The 25,135-nt window shown below is 57.6% G+C and carries 23 protein-coding genes; 11 read left to right on the forward strand and 12 right to left on the reverse strand.

Annotated features, from left to right (window positions below):
* The first annotated feature begins 51 nt into the window (after positions 1-51).
* The 4 genes from R3F64_RS10020 to R3F64_RS10035 all read left to right on the forward strand — a co-directional run bounded on the left by R3F64_RS10020 (position 52) and on the right by R3F64_RS10035 (position 3,597).
* Positions 52-942, forward strand: a complete 891-nt coding sequence (locus R3F64_RS10020) for a HalD/BesD family halogenase (protein WP_199284990.1) — start codon at positions 52-54, stop codon at positions 940-942.
* 37 nt (positions 943-979) lie between these two features.
* Positions 980-2,233 carry a M24 family metallopeptidase gene (locus R3F64_RS10025; RefSeq protein ID WP_199284991.1) on the forward strand — a complete coding sequence of 418 codons (1,254 nt, stop codon included), beginning with the start codon at positions 980-982 and terminating at the stop codon, positions 2,231-2,233.
* A 120-nt stretch (positions 2,234-2,353) separates the two neighbouring features.
* Positions 2,354-3,223 (forward strand): glycine betaine ABC transporter substrate-binding protein, encoded by an 870-nt coding sequence (locus R3F64_RS10030; RefSeq protein WP_085917313.1) that lies wholly within the window; start codon positions 2,354-2,356, stop codon positions 3,221-3,223.
* A 218-nt stretch (positions 3,224-3,441) separates the two neighbouring features.
* The gene (locus R3F64_RS10035; RefSeq protein ID WP_332611223.1) at positions 3,442-3,597 is read left to right on the forward strand and encodes a hypothetical protein; all 156 of its coding nucleotides are present in this window, start codon (positions 3,442-3,444) and stop codon (positions 3,595-3,597) included.
* Here the strand turns inward: R3F64_RS10035 and R3F64_RS10040 are convergent.
* The 8 genes from R3F64_RS10040 to R3F64_RS10075 form a co-directional block, all read right to left on the reverse strand.
* Positions 3,570-4,790 carry an MFS transporter gene (locus tag R3F64_RS10040; RefSeq protein WP_268900876.1) on the reverse strand — a complete coding sequence of 407 codons (1,221 nt, stop codon included), beginning with the start codon at positions 4,788-4,790 and terminating at the stop codon, positions 3,570-3,572. The two genes, R3F64_RS10035 and R3F64_RS10040, sit on opposite strands and share 28 nt — an antisense overlap.
* Before the next feature lie 3 nt (positions 4,791-4,793).
* Complete coding sequence (locus tag R3F64_RS10045) at positions 4,794-5,726, reverse strand: hydroxymethylglutaryl-CoA lyase (RefSeq protein ID WP_332611227.1); 933 nt, start codon at positions 5,724-5,726, stop codon at positions 4,794-4,796.
* Positions 5,723-5,929 carry a hypothetical protein gene (locus R3F64_RS10050; RefSeq protein WP_332611229.1) on the reverse strand — a complete coding sequence of 69 codons (207 nt, stop codon included), beginning with the start codon at positions 5,927-5,929 and terminating at the stop codon, positions 5,723-5,725. The genes R3F64_RS10045 and R3F64_RS10050 overlap by 4 nt, the downstream gene beginning before the upstream one ends.
* Positions 5,922-6,443 carry a TRAP transporter small permease gene (locus tag R3F64_RS10055; protein ID WP_268900873.1) on the reverse strand — a complete coding sequence of 174 codons (522 nt, stop codon included), beginning with the start codon at positions 6,441-6,443 and terminating at the stop codon, positions 5,922-5,924. The genes R3F64_RS10050 and R3F64_RS10055 overlap by 8 nt, the downstream gene beginning before the upstream one ends.
* A gap of 11 nt (positions 6,444-6,454) precedes the next feature.
* A complete protein-coding gene (locus R3F64_RS10060) occupies positions 6,455-7,501 on the reverse strand; it encodes a TRAP transporter substrate-binding protein (protein ID WP_085917318.1) in 1,047 nt (348 codons plus the stop codon).
* A gap of 83 nt (positions 7,502-7,584) precedes the next feature.
* Complete coding sequence (locus R3F64_RS10065; RefSeq protein ID WP_264826562.1) at positions 7,585-8,874, reverse strand: TRAP transporter large permease; 1,290 nt, start codon at positions 8,872-8,874, stop codon at positions 7,585-7,587.
* A 12-nt stretch (positions 8,875-8,886) separates the two neighbouring features.
* Positions 8,887-10,104, reverse strand: coding sequence for a CaiB/BaiF CoA transferase family protein (locus R3F64_RS10070; protein WP_085917320.1), 1,218 nt, complete (start codon positions 10,102-10,104; stop codon positions 8,887-8,889).
* 42 nt (positions 10,105-10,146) lie between these two features.
* Positions 10,147-10,842, reverse strand: a complete 696-nt coding sequence (locus tag R3F64_RS10075) for a GntR family transcriptional regulator (protein ID WP_176243611.1) — start codon at positions 10,840-10,842, stop codon at positions 10,147-10,149.
* A 237-nt stretch (positions 10,843-11,079) separates the two neighbouring features.
* Here R3F64_RS10075 and R3F64_RS10080 point away from each other — a divergent pair, with 237 nt between their 5' ends.
* Both R3F64_RS10080 and R3F64_RS10085 read left to right on the forward strand, forming a co-directional pair.
* Entirely contained in the window at positions 11,080-12,915 is a 1,836-nt protein-coding gene (locus R3F64_RS10080; protein WP_332611237.1) for a hypothetical protein, read from the forward strand.
* A gap of 15 nt (positions 12,916-12,930) precedes the next feature.
* Positions 12,931-14,472 (forward strand): hypothetical protein, encoded by a 1,542-nt coding sequence (locus R3F64_RS10085; RefSeq protein ID WP_332611239.1) that lies wholly within the window; start codon positions 12,931-12,933, stop codon positions 14,470-14,472.
* 168 nt (positions 14,473-14,640) lie between these two features.
* Here the strand turns inward: R3F64_RS10085 and R3F64_RS10090 are convergent, their stop codons facing one another.
* Positions 14,641-15,945: an MmgE/PrpD family protein gene (locus R3F64_RS10090; RefSeq protein WP_332611241.1), complete on the reverse strand. Its 1,305-nt coding sequence runs from the start codon at positions 15,943-15,945 to the stop codon at positions 14,641-14,643.
* Between the two features lie 424 nt (positions 15,946-16,369).
* On the opposite strand from R3F64_RS10090, the gene R3F64_RS10095 reads away from it, so the two are divergent.
* Positions 16,370-17,230, forward strand: coding sequence for a nitrilase-related carbon-nitrogen hydrolase (locus R3F64_RS10095; protein ID WP_332611243.1), 861 nt, complete (start codon positions 16,370-16,372; stop codon positions 17,228-17,230).
* Positions 17,231-17,239: 9 nt separating this feature from the next.
* Here R3F64_RS10095 and R3F64_RS10100 read toward each other — a convergent pair whose 3' ends face one another.
* Together R3F64_RS10100 and R3F64_RS10105 are read right to left on the reverse strand one after the other, a co-directional pair.
* A complete protein-coding gene (locus R3F64_RS10100) occupies positions 17,240-19,309 on the reverse strand; it encodes a CocE/NonD family hydrolase (RefSeq protein ID WP_332611245.1) in 2,070 nt (689 codons plus the stop codon).
* Between the two features lie 36 nt (positions 19,310-19,345).
* A complete protein-coding gene (locus tag R3F64_RS10105; RefSeq protein ID WP_442908825.1) occupies positions 19,346-20,242 on the reverse strand; it encodes a glycine betaine ABC transporter substrate-binding protein in 897 nt (298 codons plus the stop codon).
* A 713-nt stretch (positions 20,243-20,955) separates the two neighbouring features.
* On the opposite strand from R3F64_RS10105, the gene R3F64_RS10110 reads away from it, so the two are divergent.
* From R3F64_RS10110 to R3F64_RS10125, 4 genes are all read left to right on the forward strand, one after another.
* Complete coding sequence (locus tag R3F64_RS10110) at positions 20,956-21,807, forward strand: ABC transporter substrate-binding protein (RefSeq protein ID WP_085917327.1); 852 nt, start codon at positions 20,956-20,958, stop codon at positions 21,805-21,807.
* Positions 21,808-21,872: 65 nt separating this feature from the next.
* Positions 21,873-22,541 carry an amino acid ABC transporter permease gene (locus R3F64_RS10115; protein ID WP_085917328.1) on the forward strand — a complete coding sequence of 223 codons (669 nt, stop codon included), beginning with the start codon at positions 21,873-21,875 and terminating at the stop codon, positions 22,539-22,541.
* A 20-nt stretch (positions 22,542-22,561) separates the two neighbouring features.
* Entirely contained in the window at positions 22,562-23,302 is a 741-nt protein-coding gene (locus R3F64_RS10120) for an amino acid ABC transporter ATP-binding protein (RefSeq protein ID WP_264826573.1), read from the forward strand.
* 3 nt (positions 23,303-23,305) lie between these two features.
* On the forward strand, positions 23,306-23,974 hold the full coding sequence (locus R3F64_RS10125; RefSeq protein ID WP_332611251.1) for an amino acid ABC transporter permease: 669 nt from the start codon (positions 23,306-23,308) through the stop codon (positions 23,972-23,974).
* Between the two features lie 174 nt (positions 23,975-24,148).
* Here R3F64_RS10125 and R3F64_RS10130 read toward each other — a convergent pair whose 3' ends face one another.
* Positions 24,149-25,102: an NAD-dependent epimerase/dehydratase family protein gene (locus R3F64_RS10130; RefSeq protein WP_332611253.1), complete on the reverse strand. Its 954-nt coding sequence runs from the start codon at positions 25,100-25,102 to the stop codon at positions 24,149-24,151.
* Between the last annotated feature and the right edge of the window lie 33 nt (positions 25,103-25,135).

The following is a 25,135-nucleotide window of genomic DNA, read 5'->3' on the forward strand; positions in this document are numbered from 1 at the left end:
TAAGCCCGGGTGCCAAGCCCGGTGCCTGTTTTACTGCTGGAGGATAATGCAATGCTGAACGCTGACCAGTTGGCGGATGCCGAACGCCTGGATCTGTCTGCCTTCGTCAATACCGAACGCTATCCACTCGATGACCCCAATAGTTCGTCGCTGGTTGAGGTCATTGAGTCTGCCCGGCGTGATCTTGATCGTGAGGGCTGTGCGGTGCTTCGTGGCTTTTTGCACCCGAGCGTACTCGAACAGGCACGATTAGAGAGCGCGCGCATGGCCGAGAAAAGTTTCTTCAACACGCGCCAGGTCAACGCCTATTTTACGGCTGATGACCCCTCGCTGCCGGAAGATGACCCCCGCCGGATATTCATGACGCGTACCAGCGGTTTCGTTACACGGGACATGATCACGGCAGATAGCCTGATTCATAGGCTCTATGTCTCCAAGGCAATGAAATCGCTGGTGGCACGCTGTCTTGGCGAAGAGCAGATTTACGAGTATGCCGACCCCTTTGCTGGCCTCGTGCTCAACGTATTGCCCGATGGTACTCAGCAGCCGTGGCACTACGACACCAACGAATTCATCGTCACCATGATGACGCAGCAGCCCGAAGCGGGCGGCGTTTTCGAGTATTGCCCGGGAATTCGTACACCGCAGGACGAAAACTATACCGGTGTCAGGGCGGTGATTCGCGAGGATGACCCAACACCTGTAAAGCGTTTGGATCTGCGTCCGGGGGATCTACAGCTTTTCAAAGGGCGCTTCAGTCTGCACCGCGTCTCAGAGGTGCAAGGTGATACGCCAAGACTGACGGCCATTTTCGCCTATTCGCAGCAACCTGGCGTGGTCGGCAAGCTGGAACGAACACGCCAGCTGTACGGGCGTGTCGCTGAGCAGCATATCCAGGCAGAAGCCCGCTATGCCGAGCGTACTGACGGACTGATCGACTAAGCACGCCTCCCTATATTTTCAATGAAGAGGAGAGACCATGAAGATGGATCTCGATACCCTCGGCATTCTTCCGCCGACCCACGAGCCCAGCGATTGCGAGCCGACGCAAGCCGAGATTGAACAGGTATTACTTGACCGCCTTGGCCGGGTTCGACGTGAACTCGTCAAACGCGACATGACCGCGGTCGTGCTTTTTGATCCGGCACACGTACGTTATGCGACAGGGTCGCGCAACATGCAGGTCTATAGTTCGCGCAACCCGGCACGCTATGCGTTCGTGCCCGCTGAAGGGCCTGTGGTGTTGTTTGAGTTTTCCGGCTGCGAGCACTTGGCCAGGCACCTGCCTACGGTGGATGAGATTCGCCCTGCGAAAGCGATTTCTTATTACTTCAATGAGAAAAATACCGAGGCGGTGACCCGTGCCTGGGCGGACGAGATCATCGACCTCGTTCGGCAATGTGGGGGTGGTAAACGTATCGGCATCGAAAGCGCCACACCGGAAGCGGCCTTCATGCTGCAGAGGAGTGGCTTAGAGGTATTGGATGCACAGGCGCCACTGGAGTTGGCGCGTGCCATCAAGGTACCCAATGAGATCAAGATGGTGCGTTCGTCGCTTCGCGCGGTAGAAGATGGTGTTCGTCATCTTGAAAGGGCGATCAAGCCGGGAGTGAGTGAGAACGCTGTGTGGTCACGGTTGCACCAGCACATCATCGAAACCGACGCTGATTTTGTCGAGACGCGACTGATGAACTCGGGACCGCGCACCAACCCATGGTTCCAAGAGTGTTCAGATCGCATCATCCAGGATGGCGAACTGGTGGCGCTGGATACCGACGTGGTTGGGCGCTACGGCTATTATGCCGACTTCTCTCGCACTTTCCTGTGTGGCGATGGCCAGGCAAGCCAGGCGCAGAAGGATCTCTACGCCATGGCATATGAACAGATACGTACCAATATGGAAAACATCCAGCCCGGCATCAGTTTCAAGGAATACGCCGAGCGTGCCTGGCGACTGCCAGAAGCCTACAAGGCGCGCCGTTACTTTGCCTTGGCGCATGGCGTTGGCATGAATGGCGAGTATCCCTACATCGTTCATCGTGAGGATATCGACGATAAGGGCTATGACGGAATTATAGAGCCCGGAATGACGCTTTGCGTGGAGAGCTTTATCGGCCACGAAGAGGGTGGTGAGGGCGTCAAGCTTGAAGAGCAGCTCTACGTACGCGATGACGGAAAAGTGGAGCTACTGTCCGATTACCCCTTCGATTCCAGGTTGCTGGGATACACCTAGTGAAACGGTACTTCATTCTTTTTTCTCATGATTGCTATTCGGTAATGTCGATCGTCATTCGATAATAACCTGCTACGATTGACTTTTTAGAATGGCTAAAACAAAAGGAAGGAACTTGGTATGAATAAAATGTCATCATCGTTCTTGATGGTAGGGCTTTTGGCAGCGGCAACTGGCGTTCAGGCAGACGATCACAAGTCATTGGTGATCGGCACCAACAACTGGGCCGAGAACATTGCCGTCGCCAACATGTGGAAGATCATTCTGGAAGAAGAGTATGGGTATGACATCGAACTTTCCGATGTCAGCAAGAGCGTGCTTTACAGTGGTCTGGCCAACGAAGATATCGATCTTTCCATGGAGATCTGGCTACCCACTACGGATGCTTCTTTCCTTGAGCCCCACAAGGATGAGATCGACGTGCACGATGTCTGGTACGAAGGCACTGGGTTGGGCTTGGTGGTGCCTAGCTACGTCGACATCGACACCATCCCCGAGCTTGGCGAAAACGCTGAGGCTTATGTGTACCAGGGTAATCCGACTATTCTTGGCATTGATTCAGGTTCGGCGATTGCAGGCTCTACCGAGGAAGCGATAGAAGCGTACGAACTGCCACTTAATCAAATTAACAGCTCTGGACCGGCGATGATGGCGGCACTTGATGATGCTTACCAGCGCGAAGAGCCAATCGTCGTGACACTGTGGAGCCCACATTGGGCCTTTGCTGAGTACGACCTCAAGTATCTGGAAGATCCTGAAGGCGTTTATGGCGAAAGCGATGATATTCATTGGATGTCGCGCAAAGATTTCGGAGACGATGATCCCTGGCTAACGTCTGTACTCAATGACTGGCACATGAACGACGATACATTGGGTGGCTTGATGGCCGAAATCGAGCAAACCGGCGACCCGGTGGAAGGTGCCCAGACCTGGATCGATGAAAATCGTGACTTGATTGATGAATGGTTGGCTGCTGGCGATGCGGGATAGTGGCACATAATTTAAATGACTATATATAAGTGGCTATTACCGAAACAGAAGATGACCATGGCTGCCTGATATCGCCCCGGTTATAAGTCAGCGTCAGTAATAACGTTGTGGGGAACAGCTGATTGGGTTAGCTATAAGCGCTTGGCTTTGCCAGGCGCTTTTTTTATGTAATGTGATACGTTTTTATTTAGGGGGCGCTATATAAGGGTGGGCGCGACTTGCTTAATTTCATCAAACGGATGCACCGTTGGCCGCGCGAGGTGCGTTTGGTACACGGCGAAGACCACGCCCGCCAGGCGTTTAAAGTATCCATTGAAGCCATGGCGCAGAAAACCCTGTCGGCCGATCAACGTTGTTTTGCCTTCGGTGTATGAGTGACGTGTGGTGGCGGGATGGTGGCGGACCGTCTCGCTTGATGGATGAGCCAGAGTCCCAGTACCGCGATACCCGCGAGGATAGCGAAAACGGTTGTATAGTCACCCAGCAAGCTGTGGAGCAAAGTCACCATAGGCAAACCGAGCAACACACCGCCATAGGTGAAAACCAGGCAACCGCCAGCGGCATCCGCGATACGACGTGGCGGGGCCAGGTGAGTAATTTCGGCCAGGAAGACGCCGTTCCAGCCCAACGAGGAAAAGCTCAGCAGGACAAGTAATACAATGACCAGCCACTGGGGCCAGGCCGGTGTCATGGTGGCTACCAACAGAGCGCCCACCGCGGTGGTGAATGCGATGATGGTAAGCGTCGTCAGGCGGTCGCCCAGCCGGTCGCCGATCACGCCCCAGCCGATGCGTCCCGCGACACCGGTTACCTGCACCCCGGACATGACCAATCCTGCCTCGACCAGGCCGAAATCCAGATCTTCCACCAGCAGTGCCACCGTAAAGGCCGAGACCGATAGCTGAATCGCCGAGAAGCACAGGCTCAGCAGCGCGACGTAGCGCAGCGATCGCTGCCGCCATACCACGTCGAGCCCTGAGAAGGGCGTCGACAGCCACGCTGTGTTTGGGTCGCGCTGGTCATCCCAACCCGCCCGTTGCCATTGCAGGGCGACGATGCCGAGCAGGGCAATGGCGCTGAGCAGGAGCAGCCCGGCCTGCCAGCCCACCGCCAGGGCTAAAAAGGGGGCGCTGGCCCCGGCGATCACACCGCCCAGGGGCACGCCCGACTGTTTCAATGAGAAGATCAGGCCGCGTCGCTCGGGCGGGGTAAAGCGCACCAGCAGGACTGACGCGGAGGGGTTGGTCATTCCGTAACCCAAGCCCGCGATGAGAGAGGCTAAGGCAAAGGTCGGCAAGGCCGGGATCGCCATCATGGCGGCGCCACCGCCGAGCATCGCCAGGGAAAGTTGGCTGGTGCGGCAGGGTCCCAGCCGTCGGGTAAGCGGGCCGCCCACCAGCGACGTCAGCATGGCGCCGAGGAAGATGAGACTCACCTGCAAGCCGATGGTGGCCGAGGAGACGCCCAGTACACCGGATAATTCTGGCGCGATGGCGGCAGGAAACAGCGCCACCAGCGCTGAGAAGGCCAGCACCAGGGTGGTCGACAGGAGCACGATGACCGGCACGGTTTAGCGCATCCGTTCTCGTGGCACCTGGCGCAAGTGGCTGGCGGTCTGGCCACCGGGCAGGGCAGCGATCAGGTCGGCCGCCACGAGCAGTTTTGACAGATCGACCCCCGTTGTGACGCTGCCACCCTGAAGGGCATAGAGCAGATCTTCGGTGGCGGTGTTGCCGGTAGCGCCGGGGGCGAAGGGGCAGCCTCCCAGGCCAGCGCAGGCGCTGTCCACCGCCGTGGCACCGTGATGTATCGCAAAAAGCGCATTGGCTACGCCCATGCCGTAAGTATCGTGGCCGTGGAAGGCCCAGGCCAGTCCTTTACCGCCATGACGCTCGCGCAACTGGGTGAAATGCTCGGCAATCTGATAGGGGCTGGCTCGGCCGGTGGTATCGCATAACGCCACTTCTATCGGCAAACCGTCGGTCAAGCGGGTCGCCTGGTCGAGGACGCGGTCAACCTGCCGCCAGTCGATTGTGCCTTCAAAGGGGCAGTCAAAGCAGGTGCCGAGGTCGAGACGTAACCGGGTCCCCTCGGTCTGACGCAGGCGCTCTGCCACTCGTCCGAGATCCTCCAGGGACTCATCGACGCTTCGTCTTACATTGCTGCGGTTATGGGACTCTGACACCGAAACCACGTAGACGACTTCGCGGATGCCGTGCGCCAGGGCCAGCTCGGCTCCCTTTAGATTGGGCACGAGCGCCGAAAGGCGCAGCTCGGGCCGGTCGACGAAAGCCTCGATGAGTTTGTCAATGTCGGCCATCTGTGGGATGGCCTTGGGGCTCACGAAAGAGCCGATTTCGAGGCGGGTGATGCCGGCATCGATAAGTGCTGAAATGCAGCGCTGTTTATCGATGGTAGGTAGTGGGTCGCTGATCGACTGAAAGCCATCGCGGGGAGCGACCTCGACAATGTCCACCTGTGCGGGTGGCGCAAGCAACGTCATGACGGAGCCTCCTGTTTGCGAGCAAAGTTGTTGGCGACGACCACCTGAAGGCCCCGTCGTTTAGGTATCAAGGCTGCGTTCTCTCGGCTCCACCCGTGTCCCTGGTTGGCGCCGGTTTTGAGCAGAACGGGCGCGTCAAGGCGTTCGGGCAGTTCGTCTTCCAGGTGGGTGGCAATTAGCTTGTGGCCAAGGGTGTTAGTCATGAGAGGGGGCCTCATCGTTGGCGGAGCCCATCAGACGAGGAAGGGTGGTCAACGCATCGATAAGAAACTGCAGGCCTAGAGCGGCGAATCCGATCGGCATCAGGGCATAGGGATATACCATGGGAGTGCCCAACGAACTGGAAACCCGTTCGCCGTGTTCGAGTGCCTGTAGCGCCATAATGCCACCGCGCCACACCAGGATCGTGCAGAACACGACCCCCAAAAGCCCGGTGGCCAAGTCGATGGTGGCGCGCAGACGCAACGGCAGTTTGTCTTTAAAATAAGTGATGCGGATATGAGCGTCGTGGCGCTGGGCTTCCGCGGCGCCGATCACGGCAAGATAGACCAGCAGAAAAGAGTTGATCTCCAGACTCCAACTGGTCGGCGCCGCGAAGGCGTAGCGCATGATGGCGTCATAGCAGATTGACGCCATCATGAACATCAGCACCGCCATCGACGTCCAGCGTGGGACGGCGAGTACCGCATCCCAGCTGCGCATGGCAGTCATCGTCATTGTGCTCTCCCTCATTCCTCGCCCAGGGCCAGGGCAATGGCGCGACTGCCGACTTCTTCGCCGACCTCTTCTTTCCATTGATCCCAGACGTCCTGAACGCCGTTGTTGAATGTCTCGAGATCCTCTTCGCTGGGCTCGACGATCTCGACGCCAGCCTGCTCGACCTGGGGCCAATATTCGTTGGGATAGATATCGTTGTTGCAGTGCTCGATGAAGTTGGCGTCATACCAGTCGGCGGCATTCTGCAGCACGGCGCGGACGTCATCGTCCAGACTGTCCCAGGTGTCGCGCAGCATGAAGGGAGCCACCGAGAAGCCAGTGATCGGGAGTTTGTAGCAGACCTTCAACTGCTCCTGGAGACTGCGGCCGATAACCGTCGAGATGTTGAAGATACCCGCATCCACGGTGCCCCGCTGAAGGGCCATGTAAGTTTCGGAGGAGGGAATCCGTGTCGCGCCCACGTTGTAGGGCTCGAAGGCCTGGGTAGCCTCAAAGCCGACAATACGTACCTTCTTGCCGCGTACCTCTTCAAGACGGCGGATCGGGCTTTCCTCGGTACTCCAAAGGTATTCCGGCTCGAGAATACCGCCCCCGGAAGTCAGCATGTAGAGGTTATCTTCGGCCAACACGTCGTTGATCAACGTCATCAACGGGCTGCCTTGGCGCAGACGTTCGGGGTGGCGGTAGAGCTCGCCGACCACGCCCGGCAGGCCTGTGACGCCGAGGATAGGAATCGATCGGGTAACGTAGGAGAAGGTATGGAACATGAAGTCGATGCTCCGCGAGCGTAAGGCTGGCAGCTGCTCGTCTACCTTCAGGAGTTGGCCTGAGTCGTAGAAGTCCACCGTCAACGCGTCGCCACCCTGCTCTTTTAGCATCTCCACGAAGCGATTGGAGCCGTAGGTTAATGCTTTGTAGGAGTCGGGCAGGTAGGTGACACCGGTCAGCGTGGTGGCGGCGTGACTACGTGGTGCCAGCAGGGTATGGGAGCCGAACATCGTGGCCCCGGCAGTGGCGAATGTGCCGTATTTCAGGACTTGGCGGCGGGATAAGGTCATGGTGAATCTCCTGCTTGTTGTTGTGATAGACCCTTTAAAGGTCGGAGGTGATAGCTCACTTCACTGACGTTGAAACACCGGGACTACATGAGCCCCGGCAACCACAGGCTGAGGCTGGGGAAGAACACGAACAGCATCAGCACGAGGAACTGGACGGCGACGAAGGGTAGAGAGCTTTTGATGATTTCCTCTACCGAAAGCTCTGGGCAGACCCCGCGCAGTGCATACAGGTTAAGTCCCACCGGCGGTGTCACGACGGCAATTTCAAGGTTGAGTACCATGACAATGCCGAACCAAAGCGGGTCATAGCCCAGTGCGGTGACCAATGGCAGCAGTACCGGGGTGGTCACGACGATCAGGGACACGGCGTCGACGATCATGCCGAGCAGGATCAGCAGCAGCATGACCGCCAATAGAATGGCCCAGGCGGGCAGGCCGGTGGAGGTCAGCGCTTCGGTGAGTAGCTGCGGGACCCGCACCATATTGAGGTAGTCGCCAAAGATCTTGGCGCAACCGATGATCAGCAGGATTGCGCCGCTGATCCGCGCGGTGGTTGCCAGTATCTCCAGAAACTTCCGCCAACTGAGGCTACGAAATACCAGGGTCGCGATCAGGAAGGCGCCGGCGGCGCCGATGCCGGCCGCTTCGCTGGGAGTGGCCAGGCCCGAGTAGATGGAGCCCAGTACGGCCACCACCAGTAGGGCGGCATGCCAGATATTGGCCAAACTCGCCCAACGCTCGCGCCAAGTGAAGCGCTCCTCGCTGGCCGGTGCTTCAGCCGGGTTCAGGCGCACGCGGATGTAGATGAACAGCGACAGGGCAAGCGCCAATACGATGCCGGGGACGATGCCGCCGATGAACAGGTCGGCCACCGAAACGCTGGAAACTGCCCCGTAGATGATGAAGGGCACACTGGGCGGAATCAGCATGGCCAGGGCGCCGGCGCTGACGACCGAGCCCGCGGCCAGCGAGCGGCTATAGCCCCGGGCCAGCATCTGAGGTACCGCAATGGAGCCCACTGCGGCGACACCGGCAAGGCTGACCCCGGATACCGCGCCAAACATGGCGGAGGCGCCCACCGACGAAATTGCCAGGCTGCCACGAAGCCAGTTGAGCCAGCGCACAGCGGCGGTAAACAGGCTTGAGCCGACAGGGGTTGCGCCAAGGAAGTTGCCCATCAGGATGAATAGTGGCAAGGCGATCAACTCGAAGGCGTTGAGCTGGCCAAACAGCGATGAGGGTGCGAAAAAGAACGCCAGTGGACCGCGGGCCATGTAAAGGCCGAGTAATCCAGAGAGGCCAAGGGCCAGGAAGATCGGTACGCCAAAAGCGATAAGCCCGATCAAGGCAATTAGAACAAGAACTGGATCCATGGTAGGCCTCCGTCAGATCACCTGGTCGTCGCGTAGGGCGGCGAGTGCATTGGTATCGAGATCAAGCCAGTCGGACAGGATGGTCTCGGTGTGCTCGCCTAAGACGGGGCCAACGTGACGTACACTTCCCGGGGTTCTGGATAGTCGCGGAAAAACGTTCTGCATTGGCAGAGGTTTACCGTGGTGATCGGAGACTTCGACAATGGCTTCACGCGCCTTGAAATGCGGGTCATCGAGCATGTCGGGAGCGTTGTAGACCAAGCCAGCGGGGACGCCCGCGTCAGCGAGAATATCAACGACGTGCTGAGCGTCGTGCTGGCGTGTCCAGGCTGCCACAAGGTCATCGATGGCCTGCTGATGCTCGCCGCGCGCCCGGTGCGTGGCGTAATCAGGATGATCTGCCAAGCTTGGCTGGCCCATCGCTTGGCAAAGGCGAGCGAAGACGGTGTCTTGGTTGGCGCCAATGATGACGTCCCGCCCGTCCCGCGCCGGGTAGGCATTGGAGGGCGCGATTCCCGCCAGAAAGCTGCCGCTGCGCTCGCGAACCTTGCCGGCACGTGCGAATTCAGGAATGAGGCTTTCCATCATCGCCAATACGGATTCGAAAATGCTGCTGTCGACCACTTGGCCGTGCCCAGTGCGTTCACGCTGGTGGAGGGCCATCATGGTGCCGAGGGCGGCATGCAAACCTGCCAGTGTGTCACCGATTGAAATGCCGACGCGGACCGGAGGTCGATCCGGATAGCCGCTCAAATAGCGTAACCCGCCCATGGCCTCGCAGACTGAGGCGAAACCGGCTCTTGTGGAATAGGGCCCATCCTGGCCGAAGCCGGTAACCCGGACCATCACCAAGCCTGGGTTGTCCTGGGAGAGCACGTCGTAAGAGAGCCCCCATCGTTCCATCGTGCCGGGGCGGAAATTTTCAATAATGACGTCGGCGTTTTTGGCCAATTCGCGCAATACTTCTTGTCCACGCGCTTGGCGAAGATCCAGGGTAAGTGACTGTTTGTTGCGGCCAATGACATTCCACCAGAGGGGCTCGCCCGTCTCATTATCCGCTGCCCCCCACTGGCGCATGGCGTCACCTTTGCCAGGCGGCTCGACCTTAATGACCTGGGCGCCGAAGTCAGCCAGTACCTGGCCGCAGTAGGGCCCGGCAATCAGCTGACCGAGTTCCAGTACCTTGATGTCGTTCAGGGGCGTTGAGGGTTGGGCTTCGTTTTTAATCATTGTTGTTGTGATGCCTCTATTGAATGATTGGATGGATGCTCGCTAAGACTCGGCAGAATCGGAAAAGCGGCCATTTAACGACTTGGCAGCGAGTAGGTGAGCGCTCATGATTTGTTCGGCCCATAGAGGGCTACCCACCTTAATGGCCTCCAGAATCTCTCGGTGATGGCGCATACTCCGGCGCAAGCTGGCCAGGTCGTAATGACTAAAGTTACGTCTGATGACCGAGGTGCGAACCACACTTTCCAACACGGCACCCAGGCGCTGGTTTCCGCTCGCGTGGATCAGTTCGCGGTGAAACTCATGATTGATGGAGGCGATTTCATTACGTATGGATGGCGTCGTATCGGCCATCTCGGTGAGCTGTTCCATGTGGGAAGCCATCGCTTCGAGTTTGGTAAGGCATTCCCTGGTCATGCGCTCGCTTGCCATGCGAACCGCCATGGGTTCCAGTACAAGGCGTAGTTCAAAGACCTCACGGGCATCCTTTTCGGTCCAGGCCGTCACACGAGACCCGTGATGGGGAATCATCTCGAGCCAACCTTCCGACACCAGTTCGCGGAGGGCCTCACGGACAGGCGTTCTGCTCACGTCGAGTTCACGGGCAATATTCGCTTCCCGAATGTACTCATGAGCCTGGTAGTGCCCATCTAAAATCCGCTGTTTGATGACCTCATGCACCTTGGTCGTCGCTGTCTGGACCACGGAAGCAGGTGCTATGCGAGCGGTGTTTGCCATCTGGATTCCTAAAATTGTATGCAGTTTTGAATCTAGGTGAGTAATTAGCGCTCAGAAATTAAACTTTTGTCTATTGTTGTATGCAATCTTGGGGTTTTGAATGAAATCAAGGAGATTGTCGTCATTACAAGTATTAGACAATTGAGCGTTGACCCCCTCACTAAAGGCACCTAGTTTTTTTACATCTAACGGGTGACCACGGCTCTAGCGATCCGAGCTTTCGAGGGTAGGAAAACCATGTATCGGACACTCAATGCTACCTGTCGGCTTATCTCCTTACCTCTTTGGCTCTGCACTGCCACCACGGTGTTTGCTCAGGATGCGGTTAGCGCAGCTGACGTAATGGATATCCAGGAAATCGAACGCATTGCCGACATGGCGCGAGCGGGAAGCGACCCGCGAATAACGGCGAGTAGTGTCGATAAAAGTGGCCGTGACGAGAATCGCACGAACGCCACTCCGCCAGTTCTCGTATCCATCCAAGGTGACCCCGCTTTTGTCTACACGCGTGGCGCTAACTACGATGTGCCTGAGGGAGAGCCGGAATTTGTGATGCGTTGCCGCGGCGATGGCATCATCGATATGACCAGCATCGTCTCACAGTTGATGGACGACCCTCTGGAACTGAGCGCTGACGACGAGTATTCACTCCACATTCGTCCTTACGGTCAAGACCACGAATTGACGATGCCGGTAGCGCTGGGGGAGCGCTTTCCCAGTCATCGCCATGTGGTTCGCGTGACGGGGTCGGCACGCGCTGACGCCCCCTTCTTTACTCACTTGAAGGGCACCACCAATTTTTCCTATCAGTTGAAAAGAAATGGCGCGTTCTTGCCCATGACCGGCGGCCTTGATTTCAGCACGTTTCGCGCGGATGTGGAGCCACTATTGGCGTATTGCCGCGCTGGTAAGCCGAATCCACTAAAACGCATCGATCTCGACGAGACCGTGATTGCTGAAAATGACCCAGGATCGGCGGAGGCGCCCGCCGAGCTTGATTTGTCATTCCTGGACCAGAGCCAGGCGCGAACCTTCCAGCGGATTTATGAGGGTCGGCGGGCCTCTTCGGAGTCGTCGCTGCGGGCTCGGATGCTCAACTATATGGCGTTCCACCTTGCTTACTGGGAGGGCTGTGCCACGGCCACTGACGAGCCGATGTCTTCCTATACGACGACGCCTCTTGCCGAGGTTCAGACGGTGAGCCTCCTTGATGACGATTTTGCGCCGTTTGTCCTCACGGCCTCTACCTATGAGGACGTCAGTAGAGAAATATATGACAGCGAGCTGCGAAACGATTTCTCGTTCAGCGTTTTATCTCAGCGGTTCGATGAATTGCGTCAGAGGCAGCAGGAAGGCTTTATCGATGTGTTCACCCATCACGGCTGCTCGGGAGAGGTGTTCGATAGGCTCCGGCAGAATATTCGTGAAGACCTTCCTTGGTACGATTACACCGATGGGCGCCGTGATGTCGTGGTCGATTTCGGAGGGCGGCAGTTCGACCTGCAGCTGTCGCAACCGATCGATATCGCGCTGGCTCGAAACCCCGATGGTGCGCCTACGCCCGAGCCCGCGCTGACGCCTGAACGGCCTGCATCGGTGGTCGATCCTGGCGTGCCGTCTCTGGCAGGTCGTTTCACACCGAACGCACAGGACATCCAGAACGCGATTCAGGCAAGGGTCGATGTCGCTTTCCAGCGGCTGGATGCGATGGGCGACCAATGCAACACCTACCGCCGGGACAACAATCCTGTGGCAGCAATGATGTGCCTGTTCTCCGGAGGCGGTGCGATGAACTCAAGCACCGGTAATATGCGCATCACATCTGTCAGCCTGGATCACTGCCTGCGGATGAAGGACCCTGACGTATCGGCCTATTGTCGGTATCGCGCCGATATGTCGATGACAGGGTCAGGCATGATGGGGCAGGTCGCGTCGCTCGTGAATGCGGCAAGCGCTTTCAATCAGTGGACCTGGGCCTCGTTTCGTCAAGACGGGCAGACCTGGCAACTGGTGGAAACATGGGAAAATTGCCGGATCGACGACAATATCTTGCGCTGCACAAGCCGACGCTAGACGGGGAGGTCTGCCATGCTCGCTGCTCGGTCGCTGCCACTTCTCCTTGCCATCGGCCTGGCCATGGCCCCAATCCCCGCTGCCGCCTTCTTTTTCGGCTTCGGTTTTAGCCTGCCGCCCCCCGCCATTCAGGCCAACCTGGACATCCCTTTCTTCGAGGAGAGTGAAGCCGAACTTGTCCTGCGCTTCAATCCGGGGTCTGAGGCGGTTGCCGACCCGGCGATTCGGGATGTCGTCGCAGCCGTCATGTTGTTGGGTATCGCGGATGAGGCGATTTTTCCGCGCACCGCTGGGTCATCGAACCTCGAACTCTCTGCACCTGCCTTCACGGGGCCGATCACGGAGTACCGTAAGGCGCTTGCCGATTTCGACGGTCCTGACGCCTCGATTGCAGCCTTGGCGGATGCCTCTGGCATGACCCCCGGAAACGGCATACCGGTTCTGAGCAGCCTCGACCCTGAGGCCATGGTCGGTGTCGGAAACGGGCGAGCGGTGTTGCGGCAAAGTTTTCAGCGACTTACCGAGGCCGGTTACACGCTGGGGAACGGTGCGCGGCTGCTCACGGAAGATGGAGTGCCGGTCGAGCTTGATATCGCTATAGCGGCGCCGTTTTTAACCCTTAAACAACGCCACGCCCTGCAAGCGGCCACAAAGAACATGATGCGTTTGGGCATCACGGTTCATGTGCGAGAAAGCGCCGATCCCGATACAACCCCGGTGCTGAAGGAAAGCGACGCGATGATCGCGCTGGAGGATTCCCACCTTTACGAAACACTGCTTGGATGGGTGCTGTCGCTTAATTGGAAAGACACACCCGTCGACGCTTTCATTGAGGGCCTGCCCAAGCCGCTCACGCCTCATCAGGAAGTGACGGCTTTTGCGCTTCTTGACGACTACCTCACGGCGATGGGCTATGCGGTGTCGCTGGCCCACACAACGCCTGTTGGCGACTACGCCGAGAGCGCCGAGCGTGCGCTGCTCTGGCGAACAGCGGAAACGCGTGCCTATCTTTCGAGGGTATGCGGCGAAGACTGGCGAAGCCTTTATACAGGGTATACCGACACCGAGCTGGTGTTCAGGCGGCATGATCATCCCCTTGTCATGTATCTGCCGAAGCAGGGTGGGCCGGGCAAGAACCTGAGAGTGGCGCTGCTGGCGACGGAGGAGCAGGTCGGCATTCCGGATCAAGGCATCGTGCGAGTGCAGCCCATCGGTTTGCATGATGCGTCCCTTGACGAAGCGCTCTGGGATGGACGGCCCATCGATATCCCGGTCAAAAGGCTGGGGCGCACGCTGGTATTGACGGACCCCACTGCCTATCTCGATGTCGCAAGGCGTGTGAATCGTGTATCTCGAACCGACGGTATCACGACGGTGCCCATGGTTTTCCAGGAGAACATTGAGGGTGAGTTGCGCACCCAGCAGCCGAAGCAGGACCATTTCATCAGCGCTGATGCCCTGATCGACCACGATTTTGCGGGCGTGCCGTTATGTGCCACGAAGATCTATGACAGTGAAGAAGCGCTCACCTTCAGCCACTTAGCGTCAGGTGAGTAACGTCGTGGTGAATAGCTTGCGACATCCCGGGGGCTGACCCCTTTTCGGTAAGGGGTAGAGGTTCACTGCTTCTGGACACCAACCCAGGTGGTAGTATCAACACCATAAGCGAGATGTCAGATGACCAGAAAACGATATGAGGCCATTCAGCGCTTGCCCGTCCTCGTTTCAAGGCTCGCCAAGCAGGGCTAGAAGGTCGCCCGCGGGTCGCGTATCGAGACTCATCACCACCTCGTGAATTCGTGTGGCTCGGTCGCCCAGGACAGGCTTGGCCAACGTTTGATATTTCTCAATCAACTCCGCGTCCGACAGCGGCTGATCCGGATTGCCACGCGCCTCGAAGTTCGCGCTTTCGATGACCTCACCGTTGCTTAGATGCAATCGGGCACATGCCCAGCGCTCGGCAGGAAAGCGGGCGTTGAAGTTGTCATCCTCATGAATCTCTACTTGGCTGGCAAGCGCCTTGAGGTCGGGGGCGTCGAGCTCGTCGCAGACACCCGCAACATCCACGGTACCCCGCCCCAGTGCGCAGGCGACAGACCAGGGCAGACTGTACTGGGCTTGCTCGGTGGTCGTCGGGTGCATCACGTGCAGGCGTTTGCCTTCGTGAAAGGTAATAATCTCGATACGCGTGATGGCGGCGGGATCGCGTTTCGCTGCAGGCAGTGACAACACGGCTTCCACGGCGGGCTGGGCCCAGCGGCAGACCGGGTAGGCTTTGAAGTACTGCTCGTGGAGATACCAGCGCTCGCCCAGGTCTTGCCAGACCATGGTCACGTCCGGCGCGGTCACTGTCAGCGCCGGGGCTCCGGTGAAGCCGTCTTCGGCCAGCAGCGCCGCTGAGATCCCGGTCATTGCCCCCCAGCCAGAGCCGTCCTTGAGCATCGTGGGGTGGTCGATGCAGCGCATCATCTGGCTGCGCGGGCCATAGAACTCTGCGATACCCAGGGCATGATGCATGGTCTCGACATCAACCCCGCGCAGGCGAGCGGCAACGGCAGCGACACCCAGGGCGTTCCAGGCGCCGGAGGTGTGGTAATCCGGACTGGTGGCGTGCAGGGCGATCCCCGCGCGGGTAGCAATCTCGTAGCCGTAGGCAAGCAAGGCGAGGAAATCGTGTCCGGAAAGTCTGTTGACCTCGGGCAGCGCCAGTAGTCCGGGTAACAAGGCGACGCCGGCGTGTCCTTTGGTGAGTACTTGGCCGTCGTGTGCGTCGAGCGCGTCGATGAGCCAGGCCCCGTGTAGGGCGACGCCGATTGGCGAGGCTTGGCCGTTGGCAAATAATAGCGGACGGTCGCCGCCGTGCTGGGTAGTCACAAAGCGTCTGGCTTTTTCGGCGAGGGACGTGCGGGTGGCCCCGGCGGCCACCCCCAGCAGGTCAAGCAGGCACCGCTTGACCTGATGAAGGTGGGCGGCGTCCAGAGCCGTTAGATCGACTCCGTGCATCCAGGAAAGGGAAGGGTGGTCGTGCATGTTAGTGTCCTTTGGTGCTGGTTTTTGACCCAGAATCGCTTGATAGATGAAAAAGCCCATTCCCTATCAATGTGCCAATACACATAGGATGAAGATTACTTAACATAATGTGTTCGAAGATAAGGACCCTAAAAACTCGTGACTACTTATAAAAAGTTTTAAGTAAATTCATTGGCATGGACGTCGCATTCGTGAACAAGTGTTTTACTAACGCGCTTAAAAAGTTCTGTATAAGACACTTTTTATAAGTGTGTAGGTAAAGAGCTTAACACGCTCTTCAGAGATATCTCTGATTATGATATTCGGATATGTCATGCCATTTATTTGCGATGCCAATAGGCATTGGATAGGAAATGCATGGGTTTCACCGTATCCTCGTCGAAGCTTATCCAGTGTTTTCGTGTTTCTTGCGGGAGGCAACATTTTGAGCATTTGCAGGACGAATTACCGGCTCGCCGCCGCCCAGATTCAATGCTCGCTGGCTGATGTCGCGCACAATATCGAGACCCACCGTCGTGTCATCGAGGAAGCCCGTCAGCGGGAGATCGATGTATTGGTGTTCCCGGAGCTTTCCCTGACGGGGTATGACCTGGGCACCCGTGTTCCCGAGGTTGCCATGCATCGTGATGATCCGCGTCTTGTCCAGTTGGCGGAATCCGTCGGCAACATGCTGACAGTAGTGGGTTTTGTCGAGCGCTGCGGTCGCGGTGAATATGCCAATTCCATGGCCTGTCTGTGTTCTGGGCAGGTCGTTGCCGTGCATCGCAAGGTCAATCTCTGTACCTACGGAGGACACGAGGAAGGCAAGCATTTCAGCAAGGGACAGTCGCTTACCGTCGCCGATGCTGACGGTCTCGCCTGCGGTGTGATGATCTGTGCCGATCTCTGGAATCCCGGCTTGGCCCACGCGGCCATGATGGAGCGTCCCGACGTCATGCTGGCACCGGTCAACGCGGCCACGGGAATGGTCGATGGCGATTTCGATGACGAAGGCAATTGGCTGATCTGCCTGAAGTTCTACGCCATGATGTACGCTACGCCCATGGTCATGGCCCATCGCTACGGGGCAGAGGGCGATGCCTGGTTCTGGGGCGGTAGTTGCATCGTCGACGTTGATGGCAAGGTGCTGGTGCGGGCCGAAGACGGCGAGACCCTCGTCAGCGCCGACATCGACACCGGCGCGATCGACGCCGCCCGTTTCGCGATGCCGACCCACCGGGACGCTGACACGCCGTTGGTGGCTTCGCTGATGGCACAGCGGCTGGAACGGGAGCGTCACGGCTGAGGGCGTGACTTACACCCAGCGTCGGCGGCGGCGCGTTTTCCAGCGTCGGTCGATGAAGCGTTCGGTCTCATCAAAGGCCTGCAGACGTGCTTCCAGGTAGAACCAGTCGGCATCGCAGCTCAGTTCCGCCCAGGTTTCGGTGTGGACGTGCCAGCCGTCGCGTCTGAAGTCCTGACGCCAGCTCTTGCTCATGGTCGCGGTCGCGGGTGCATCGGGGTGGATCGTGTAGCGCTCGTCCGCCGAGGCAATGTTGGTCAGGCCATGGTCGTAGGCGATCTCTCCGAAGTCGTCGATGATGGCGTGCCGGGTCCAGCCGTCGGTCAAGGAGTGGGTGACGTCTCGGGACTGTTCGCCCGCGCGTACAACCTGATGTTGCAGGGGGCCGGAAAAGACTGCCGGTTCGAACTGTACCGGTGGCGTGTCGTGCGAGGCGCGCTGAGGTAGCGTGATTTGAGAGTCGGCCTCATGCAGGGTCAGCGTCACCGGGTAAGGGCTTGGCCAGACCAACGGCCAGTAGGCAGTGGTCACCGAGACGCGAAGCCGGTGCCCGGCGGTGAAGCGGTAGCAGGTTTGATTCAGTGGAACCGACACGTCGAAAGGCGTATCGCATGGTACGTCGGAGGGTGTGACGTGGCTATCGCGGTGGCAGAGGTTGAGTACACCGTAGGAGACGCGTTGCGACACGCCTTCGGGCGAGACGTCGCAAACGCGCACGATCAAATTGGCGCGCGGCTGGTCGACGCTGACCCGCAGGGATAGCGTGGGGCGCCCCAGAATTACCATGTCGGTATCCAGCGGATCGGTGTCGTAGGTCAGCGAATGGGCGTCGTCGACACGTTGATCGCCAGCGATCTCGGGGCCGCTGCTGTGGGGAATGTACTCACCGCATTGTAGGCCATTGTCGGCGGGCGCACGCAGTTTGGCCATCTTGGGGCGGATAGCCCCGCTGTTCGTGTGTAGCGCGCCATTGCCGAGCGCCAGGGCTTGCGAAGTGACGTGCGGGCTTGGCCATTGTGTTTCGGCGAGCCATTCGCCGGGCACTTCGAGCCGTTGCGGATCGGCCTCGGAAAAGGACGGACAGAATACGCGATATAGCGGTTCTTCCATGATGCCGGTGTCACGCCCCTTCAGCCAGTGATCCCACCAGCGCAGCGCTTCCTGGAGAAAGCCGATGGTCGGCCCAGGCATCGCCAGGTGCGGATAAGCATGGGGCCAGGGGCCGACGATCCCACGCCTTGGGCAGGGCGCATGCTCGAGAATTTCGGCGACGAAGTTGACATAGGCGTCGGCCCAGCCGGTGACGGCCAAGGTCGGTGTCGTCAATTGCGCATAATCCTCGCACACCGAGCCGTGGCGCCAGTAGGCATCGCGCGTCTGGTGATCGAACCAGTTCTCGGCCACGAAGGGTTGATGGGCGAGCCGGTGCTGCCAGAGTTCGCGCCAGTCGTCGCGTAAGGCGGGGTCTGGCGGCCGCGACATGAAGGAAAGCGACGAGGCCGCCCAGCCGAAGTTCTCGTTGAGCACGCAGCCGCCCTTGTAGTGCACGTCATCGTGATAGCGGTCGACGGTGGCACCAACGGCGATGATGGCGCCGAGCGCTGGCGGCTGGCGCGAGGCCACCTGCAATGAGTTGAAGCCGCCCCAGGAAATGCCCATCATGCCGACGCGGCCACTGCACCATGGCTGTTCGGCTATCCAGGCGATTGCGGCGACGATATCGTCCTGCTCGCTCACCAGGTATTCATCTTCCAGCACGCCGTCGGAGTCGCCGCTGCCGCGCAAGTCGATACGCAGCGCTGCATAGCCGTGTCCAGCGAAGTAGGGATGCATGCGTTCGTCGTCGGCACTGGTGGCGTCTCGTTTGCGGTAGGGGATGCACTCGATGATCGCGGGCACGGGATGGGACTCGGCGTCTGTCGGCCTCCACATCCTTGCTGCGAGGTGGCTATCATCGGGCAGCGGGATGAAAAGTGCTGGTTCCTCTACGACTGGATGCGGGAAGTCACGCACTTCCCGGGAATCGGGTTGGCTTCCACTTGGAAACATGGGGTGTCCTGTCACTTGGGGCGATGCAAGCATCGCCCCCGGAAAAGAAGATGGGATCGGAGCAAGGGGTTAGAGCAGGTCGTTTTCGGTCAGGAAGTCCTTCGCGACCTTTTCAATGCTCTGATCATCGACGTCGACTCGGCGGTTGAGATCGATTAGCGTCGGATCGTTCAACGCAGCGGACATATCGTTTAGCAGGGGGCGAAGTTCAGGGTGGGCGTCGAGCGTTTCTTCGCGAACCACCGGTGCCAGCTGGTAGACCGGGAAGAACTGCTGGTCGTCGTCGAGCACCTCGAAGTTGAAAGCGCCATTGCGGCCATCGGTAGCGAATACCAGCGCCACGTCGACTTCGCCTTCACGCAGCGCATTGTAAGTAAGCCCTGAGTCCATGCGCTTGACGCTCGAGCGGGGAAACTCGAATCCATAAGCTTCTTGGAGTGGCCGCAGCCCATCTTCGCGGGCATAGAACTCGGCATTAGAGGCTAGCGTCAGATCGGCACCATCGTTCATCGCCGCGGCTAGATCAGAAAGGGTATGGATGTCGAGTTTTTCGGCCTCGGCCTCGCGCATGGCGAGCGCATAGGTGTTGTTGGTGTCCGAAGGATTCAGCCAGACCAGGCCTTTCTCGGCGTCCAGACGCTTGGCAGTGGCGTAGGTCTCGGCGGCATTATCGGGTTGTGGCTGGTCATTGAAGAGGATGACTGAGTTGCCGGTATATTCCCAATAGAGGTCGACTTGGCCATTTTCCTGCGCCTGACGCAAAACGGAGGTGCCCAACCCCTCGCGCTTGTCGACGTCATAGCCTTTGGCTTGCAGCAACTGGAAGGTGGCGGAGGTGAGAATCAAATGCTCCGTGTAGTTGAGACCGCCGACCACGATAGGGTCATCTTGTGCGTGTGCCGTCATGGTGGTGGCAGAAAGGCCCAGTCCCAGGGTAGTCAGGAGTGTCATGATGAGATGTTTCATAGCAGCGACATACCTCTATTTTTTTATGAAATACAACTTTCGTGGTAATTCAAAGTAGCACGCTTAGCGCTGTCGATTGATGAGTATACGTTATACCCACAATATCGAGTTCTAAACGATAGCTGGGGACTCGGCGTTGCAAGAAAAGAAAATTGCTAATTTGCTTTACGACTTCGCCGATGGTGATTTGTACCCGCTGCTCTGGCGAACCGCGGAAACACGCGCCTATCTTGCGAGGGTATGCGGTTAAGACTGGCGAGGCCTTTTGACAGGGTATACCGACACCGAGCTGGTGTTCAGGAGGCCGGATCACCCCTTGTCATGTATCTGCCAAAGCAGGGTGGGCGGGCAATTCGCTCTGGATCCTTTACTGTATGTAAGGGGCTCAGGCCTTTTAGATGGCGTTTGAGGCTAAGCGTGTTGCGGCTTTTGGCGGTTCTCTCGTAAGTGATAGCGAATGGCCAACACGATATCTCATGGTCGCGATAGCGCGAACTGATGGGAGTTACCCAGTCCGGCGCAAAGGTCGAGAGGTACTCTTTTGCGCAGCAATCCCCCGTGCTCACGGAAGTGTCCCGCTGGCGGAAAATTGGCGATCTGTGCGCTTGTGATCGCTTATCAACTTGACAGGCGTGCTCGGGGCTGACCAAACTTCAAATCTGCTAAAAATAAACCCGAAATTACAAAAACCGCACAAATCAAAGGGAAACTTCATGAAAAAACTATCTTTTTTATCCACCGCAGTGCTTTGTTCGGCGATTAGCGGAAGCTTTTTTATAACGTCTGCGCAGGCTCAGGAATCTTATACCGTCGGCGTGGAAGCGTCTTTCCCGCCCTGGGCATACGTTGAAGGTGGTGAATTCAAAGGGATTGCCATTGATGCCATGGACGCCATTGCGGATGAGGCAGGTTTTGAAATTGAATTTCAGGATATGCCCTTTCCATCATTGATCCCCGCATTAGCCGCAGAAAAAATTGATATTCTCGCCACTGGGCTGACGGTGACTGAAGAGCGGAGCCAGAATATCGACTTTACGATTCCCTGGTGGGAAACGAACGACGTGGTGCTGGTACCCGAGGACTCTGATCTAAACGTCTTTACGGCGGTGTGCTGTGGTGCACGCGTGGGTGTGCAGGGGGGCTCTTCTCAGCAAGCCTGGATGGAGGAGAATATTGTCAATTCCAGTGATATAGACGTAGAACTGGCCAAGTACGATAACTATGTCACTGCCGTTGATGATATGGCGATTGGCCGTATTTCCTCCGTCATTGTCGACGATACATCCGCTCAGGAATATATTAATGCGGGCAGGCCGGTAAAAATGGCAGGTAAGATCTACATACGTGCCCCGCTGGCGCTTGCGGTTTCTAAAGGTGACCCGCAGGAAATTCTGGGGAGTTTGAACCAGGGTATTCTGTCAATTTATGAGGCGGGCACCTGGGGTGAGATTATCGAGGAATATATTCCCGGCGTGACGCCTCCTGCGATTCCTGGCCATATGCCCGGCTTTGTTGACACTTATCAGAAGCCTGTTGCTGGTCTTCCCGAATTAGGTAACGAATAACCGTTCGTTTTCCAGGTGCGGCCTGATCTCAATCAGGTCGTTCCCTGTGTTGTAGGGAAGCTTTCATGAATATCTACGATGTATTGATACGTGATTTCCCTTTCTTGCTTAAAGGGTTGGGCGTCGCCATCGTTCTGTTGGCGGCGCTTCTATTGATCGGTTTCGTTCTGGGGATGGCGATTTGTCTTATCCAGCTCTATGGGCCCAAATCACGTCTGGTGCAGTGGCCGCTGAAAGTTTATGAACGTATTTTTCGCGGCATTCCGATCATCATCATGCTGTTCATCTTTTATTACGGCATCTCGGGCGTTTGGGATATTTCAGCATTTGGTGCCGCTATTCTTGCCATGGGGCTTCGCTCAGCGGCTTACCAGTCACAGATTTTCCGTAGTGCCTTCCAGTCGGTGCCTGCCGGGCAAATGATGGCCGCCCGGGCCATGGGAATGTCCAAATTAAGTGCCATTCGGCACATCATGTTCCCGCAGGCAGCACGCCATGCGATTGGCCCCTGGACGAACGAGTTTTCTTCCGAGATCAAAGAGACGTCTCTGGCCTATGTCATTGGTGTCGTTGAGCTGACACGTCAGGCGCATTACATCATTACCAGTACCCAGGGGAATGTGTTGACCGTGTTTGCCGTGGTCGCGCTCTTGTACTTCATTCTTAACCGCGCGGGTAACAGTTTGCTGTACGCTTTTGAGCGTAAGTTGGCCGTGCCAGGATTCGAAAAATAACCTAAGGGGTTCAACCGACAATGGCCAACGATCTGATTCTGGACGTGCAAGACCTTAAAAAGGCCTACGATGGTGTGGACGTTCTAAAAGGCATCGGTTTTAGTTTGAAAAAGGGTGAAACCAAGGTGCTGATTGGCCCTTCAGGGTCGGGTAAAAGCACGTTGTTGAGGTGTATCAACTATCTCACCACTCCGGATGCCGGTTGTATCAAGTTGAACGGTGAAGAAGTCCTGGACACGAATATTGATGCGATGCGGGCGCGAATGGGCTTTGTTTTCCAGGATTTCAACCTGTTTTCGCATTTAACCGTGCTCGACAATGTGCGGATTTGCCAGATCAAGGTGAAGGGTAAAGATAAGGCTTCTGCCACTGAACGGGCACACCAGGAGCTTGAGCGGGTCGGCCTGGCCGATAGAGCGGAGGCGTATCCCGCTGAGCTTTCCGGTGGCCAGCAGCAACGTGTTTCGATTGCGCGTGCCTTGGCGATGGACCCCGACGTTCTGCTGTTTGATGAGCCAACATCGGCGCTTGACCCTGAGCTAACGGGGGAAGTGACAAAAGTGATGCAACAGCTCGCCAAGGAAGGCATGACAATGGTGGTGGTGACTCATGAAATGAGCTTTGCCCGTCAAGCAGCTGACGAGATTATCTTTATGGAACATGGGTATATCGTTGAACAGGGGGCGCCTGACTTCATGTTCAATCAATCTACCCACGAGCGGACACGCGCTTTTCTCAACGTTATTGCCGAGCACGGGTGATCCATGCAGGAATTCATTGAATTTGGGATCGAGTGGCTGCCCTCGCTTCTTGCGGGGGTGCCAATCACGCTGTCGATCTGGATCATTGCGATCACGTTGGGTTTCTTTCTCGGTCTCATACTGTGTTGGGCCAGGGTGTATGGCAATCGCCTCTTTTATTGGATCAGCACCGTGTATGTGGAGTTGTTCCGCGGGACGCCGATGTTAGTGCAGATGTTTTTTATCTATTTGGGGCTGCCGCATGTCGGGATTGTTTTCGATGCATTCACGGCGGCCGTTATCGCCATAACGCTAAACAGTGCGGCCTACCAGGCTGAATATTTTCGTGGATCGGTGCTGTCGGTGCCGCAAGGGCAGCTGGTCGCTGCGCGCGCCTGCGGGATGAGTCAGTGGCAGGCCATTCGCCATATCATGCTGCCACAGGCATTGCGCCGAGTGATTCCTCAATGGTCCAACGAGGCGATCATCGAGCTCAAGTTTACCTCCATTGCTTATACGATCGGTGTGGTGGAGATCACCGCGATTGCTTCAGATATCGGCTCACGCACGCTGGACTTTTTCATGGTCTTTCTCTGGGCGGGGGTGATTTACCTGGTGCTGACATCCACCGTGGCGAGCTTGCTGGGGATGCTTGAAAGACGGACTTATGTTCCCGGTGTTACCAATGTTTAATCGTTGTTCAGGCGAGGTGATCCGTTCTGGTGGCAGGTAGGAAAGTGGCTGTATGAGGGTCGTAAGCGATGGCCAGCGTCACCCCTTGGGGGAGCCAGCCATTTTTCACCGGATAAGACGCATTCTTTCGCAGGACGTGCGGCGAATGCGTTCAGTTGCCTCCCATTGCTCCCTTCAATTGGCGTTGGATTTCAGCCACTGCCAGTAGTCGCGGATGCCTTCGCGAATGTCCGTGAATCTGGGCGTGAAGCCAAGCTCCTGCTGGGCCAGCGAGATATCCAGCGGTGCGCCTCTGACCACGAAGGGGCCGGGACCCAGTTTGACGTTGGCCCGCTTGCCCGTGATCTCGGCGACGTGTTCGACGATCTGCAGGTGGTCGACGCTGACCCCGCTGGAGATGTTGAAATTGCGCTGGACAACACTGTCCTTCTCGAACAATTTGACGATGCCGGCCGCCGTGTCGTGTACATGAGTCCAGTCCAGGGACTGCTCGGCGCCGTTGGGTGCCTGGATATCGTCAAGCCCTTCCAGCGGGCCAAACAATCCCTGGTAGACCATATGCATGTGCGACGGGCGCTTGCCAGGGCCGTAGACGAAGAACAGCCGTGCGTTGCGTACGTCCATTCCGTAGGTGTCACTGTATTGTAAGCCATAGAGCTCACCGGCAATCTTGGTGGCCCCATAAAGATCGGTCGCTTTGTAAGGCGTCGCTTCGCTTTGGGGTCCCGGGGCATCGCCGTAAACGGCACCGGAACTCATGTTCACGACCTTGTTAATCCCCAGAATTCGACAGATTTCGAGTACATTCAGGGTACCCATCGCGTTGATCGAGATATTCTTGAAGGGGCGTTGCTGGAACGTGGGGCCGGCGATGACCGAGACCCCATGGATGACACCTTCCAGTTCGTCCTGATGACGAAGGAAAAGCTCGAACATGCTGTGATAGTCGAGGACATCGACGGCTTCCAGCACTAACTTGTCGCGTACCTCCTCCAGATAGTCGAGACCCAGCCGATCGAAATGGCCGGCCGCCATGTCGCAGATGATGACTTGCTTGCCTTGCTTGGCCAGTTGGTAGGCCACCCAGGAGCCGACGTGGCCGAGCCCCCCCGTAATGAGAACAGACATGATGTGAATCTCCTCGTTGTCGTGGACAGGCGT

The sequence above is a fragment of the Halomonas sp. 5021 genome, assembly GCF_036663435.1.
GTDB lineage: Bacteria > Pseudomonadota > Gammaproteobacteria > Pseudomonadales > Halomonadaceae > Vreelandella > Vreelandella janggokensis.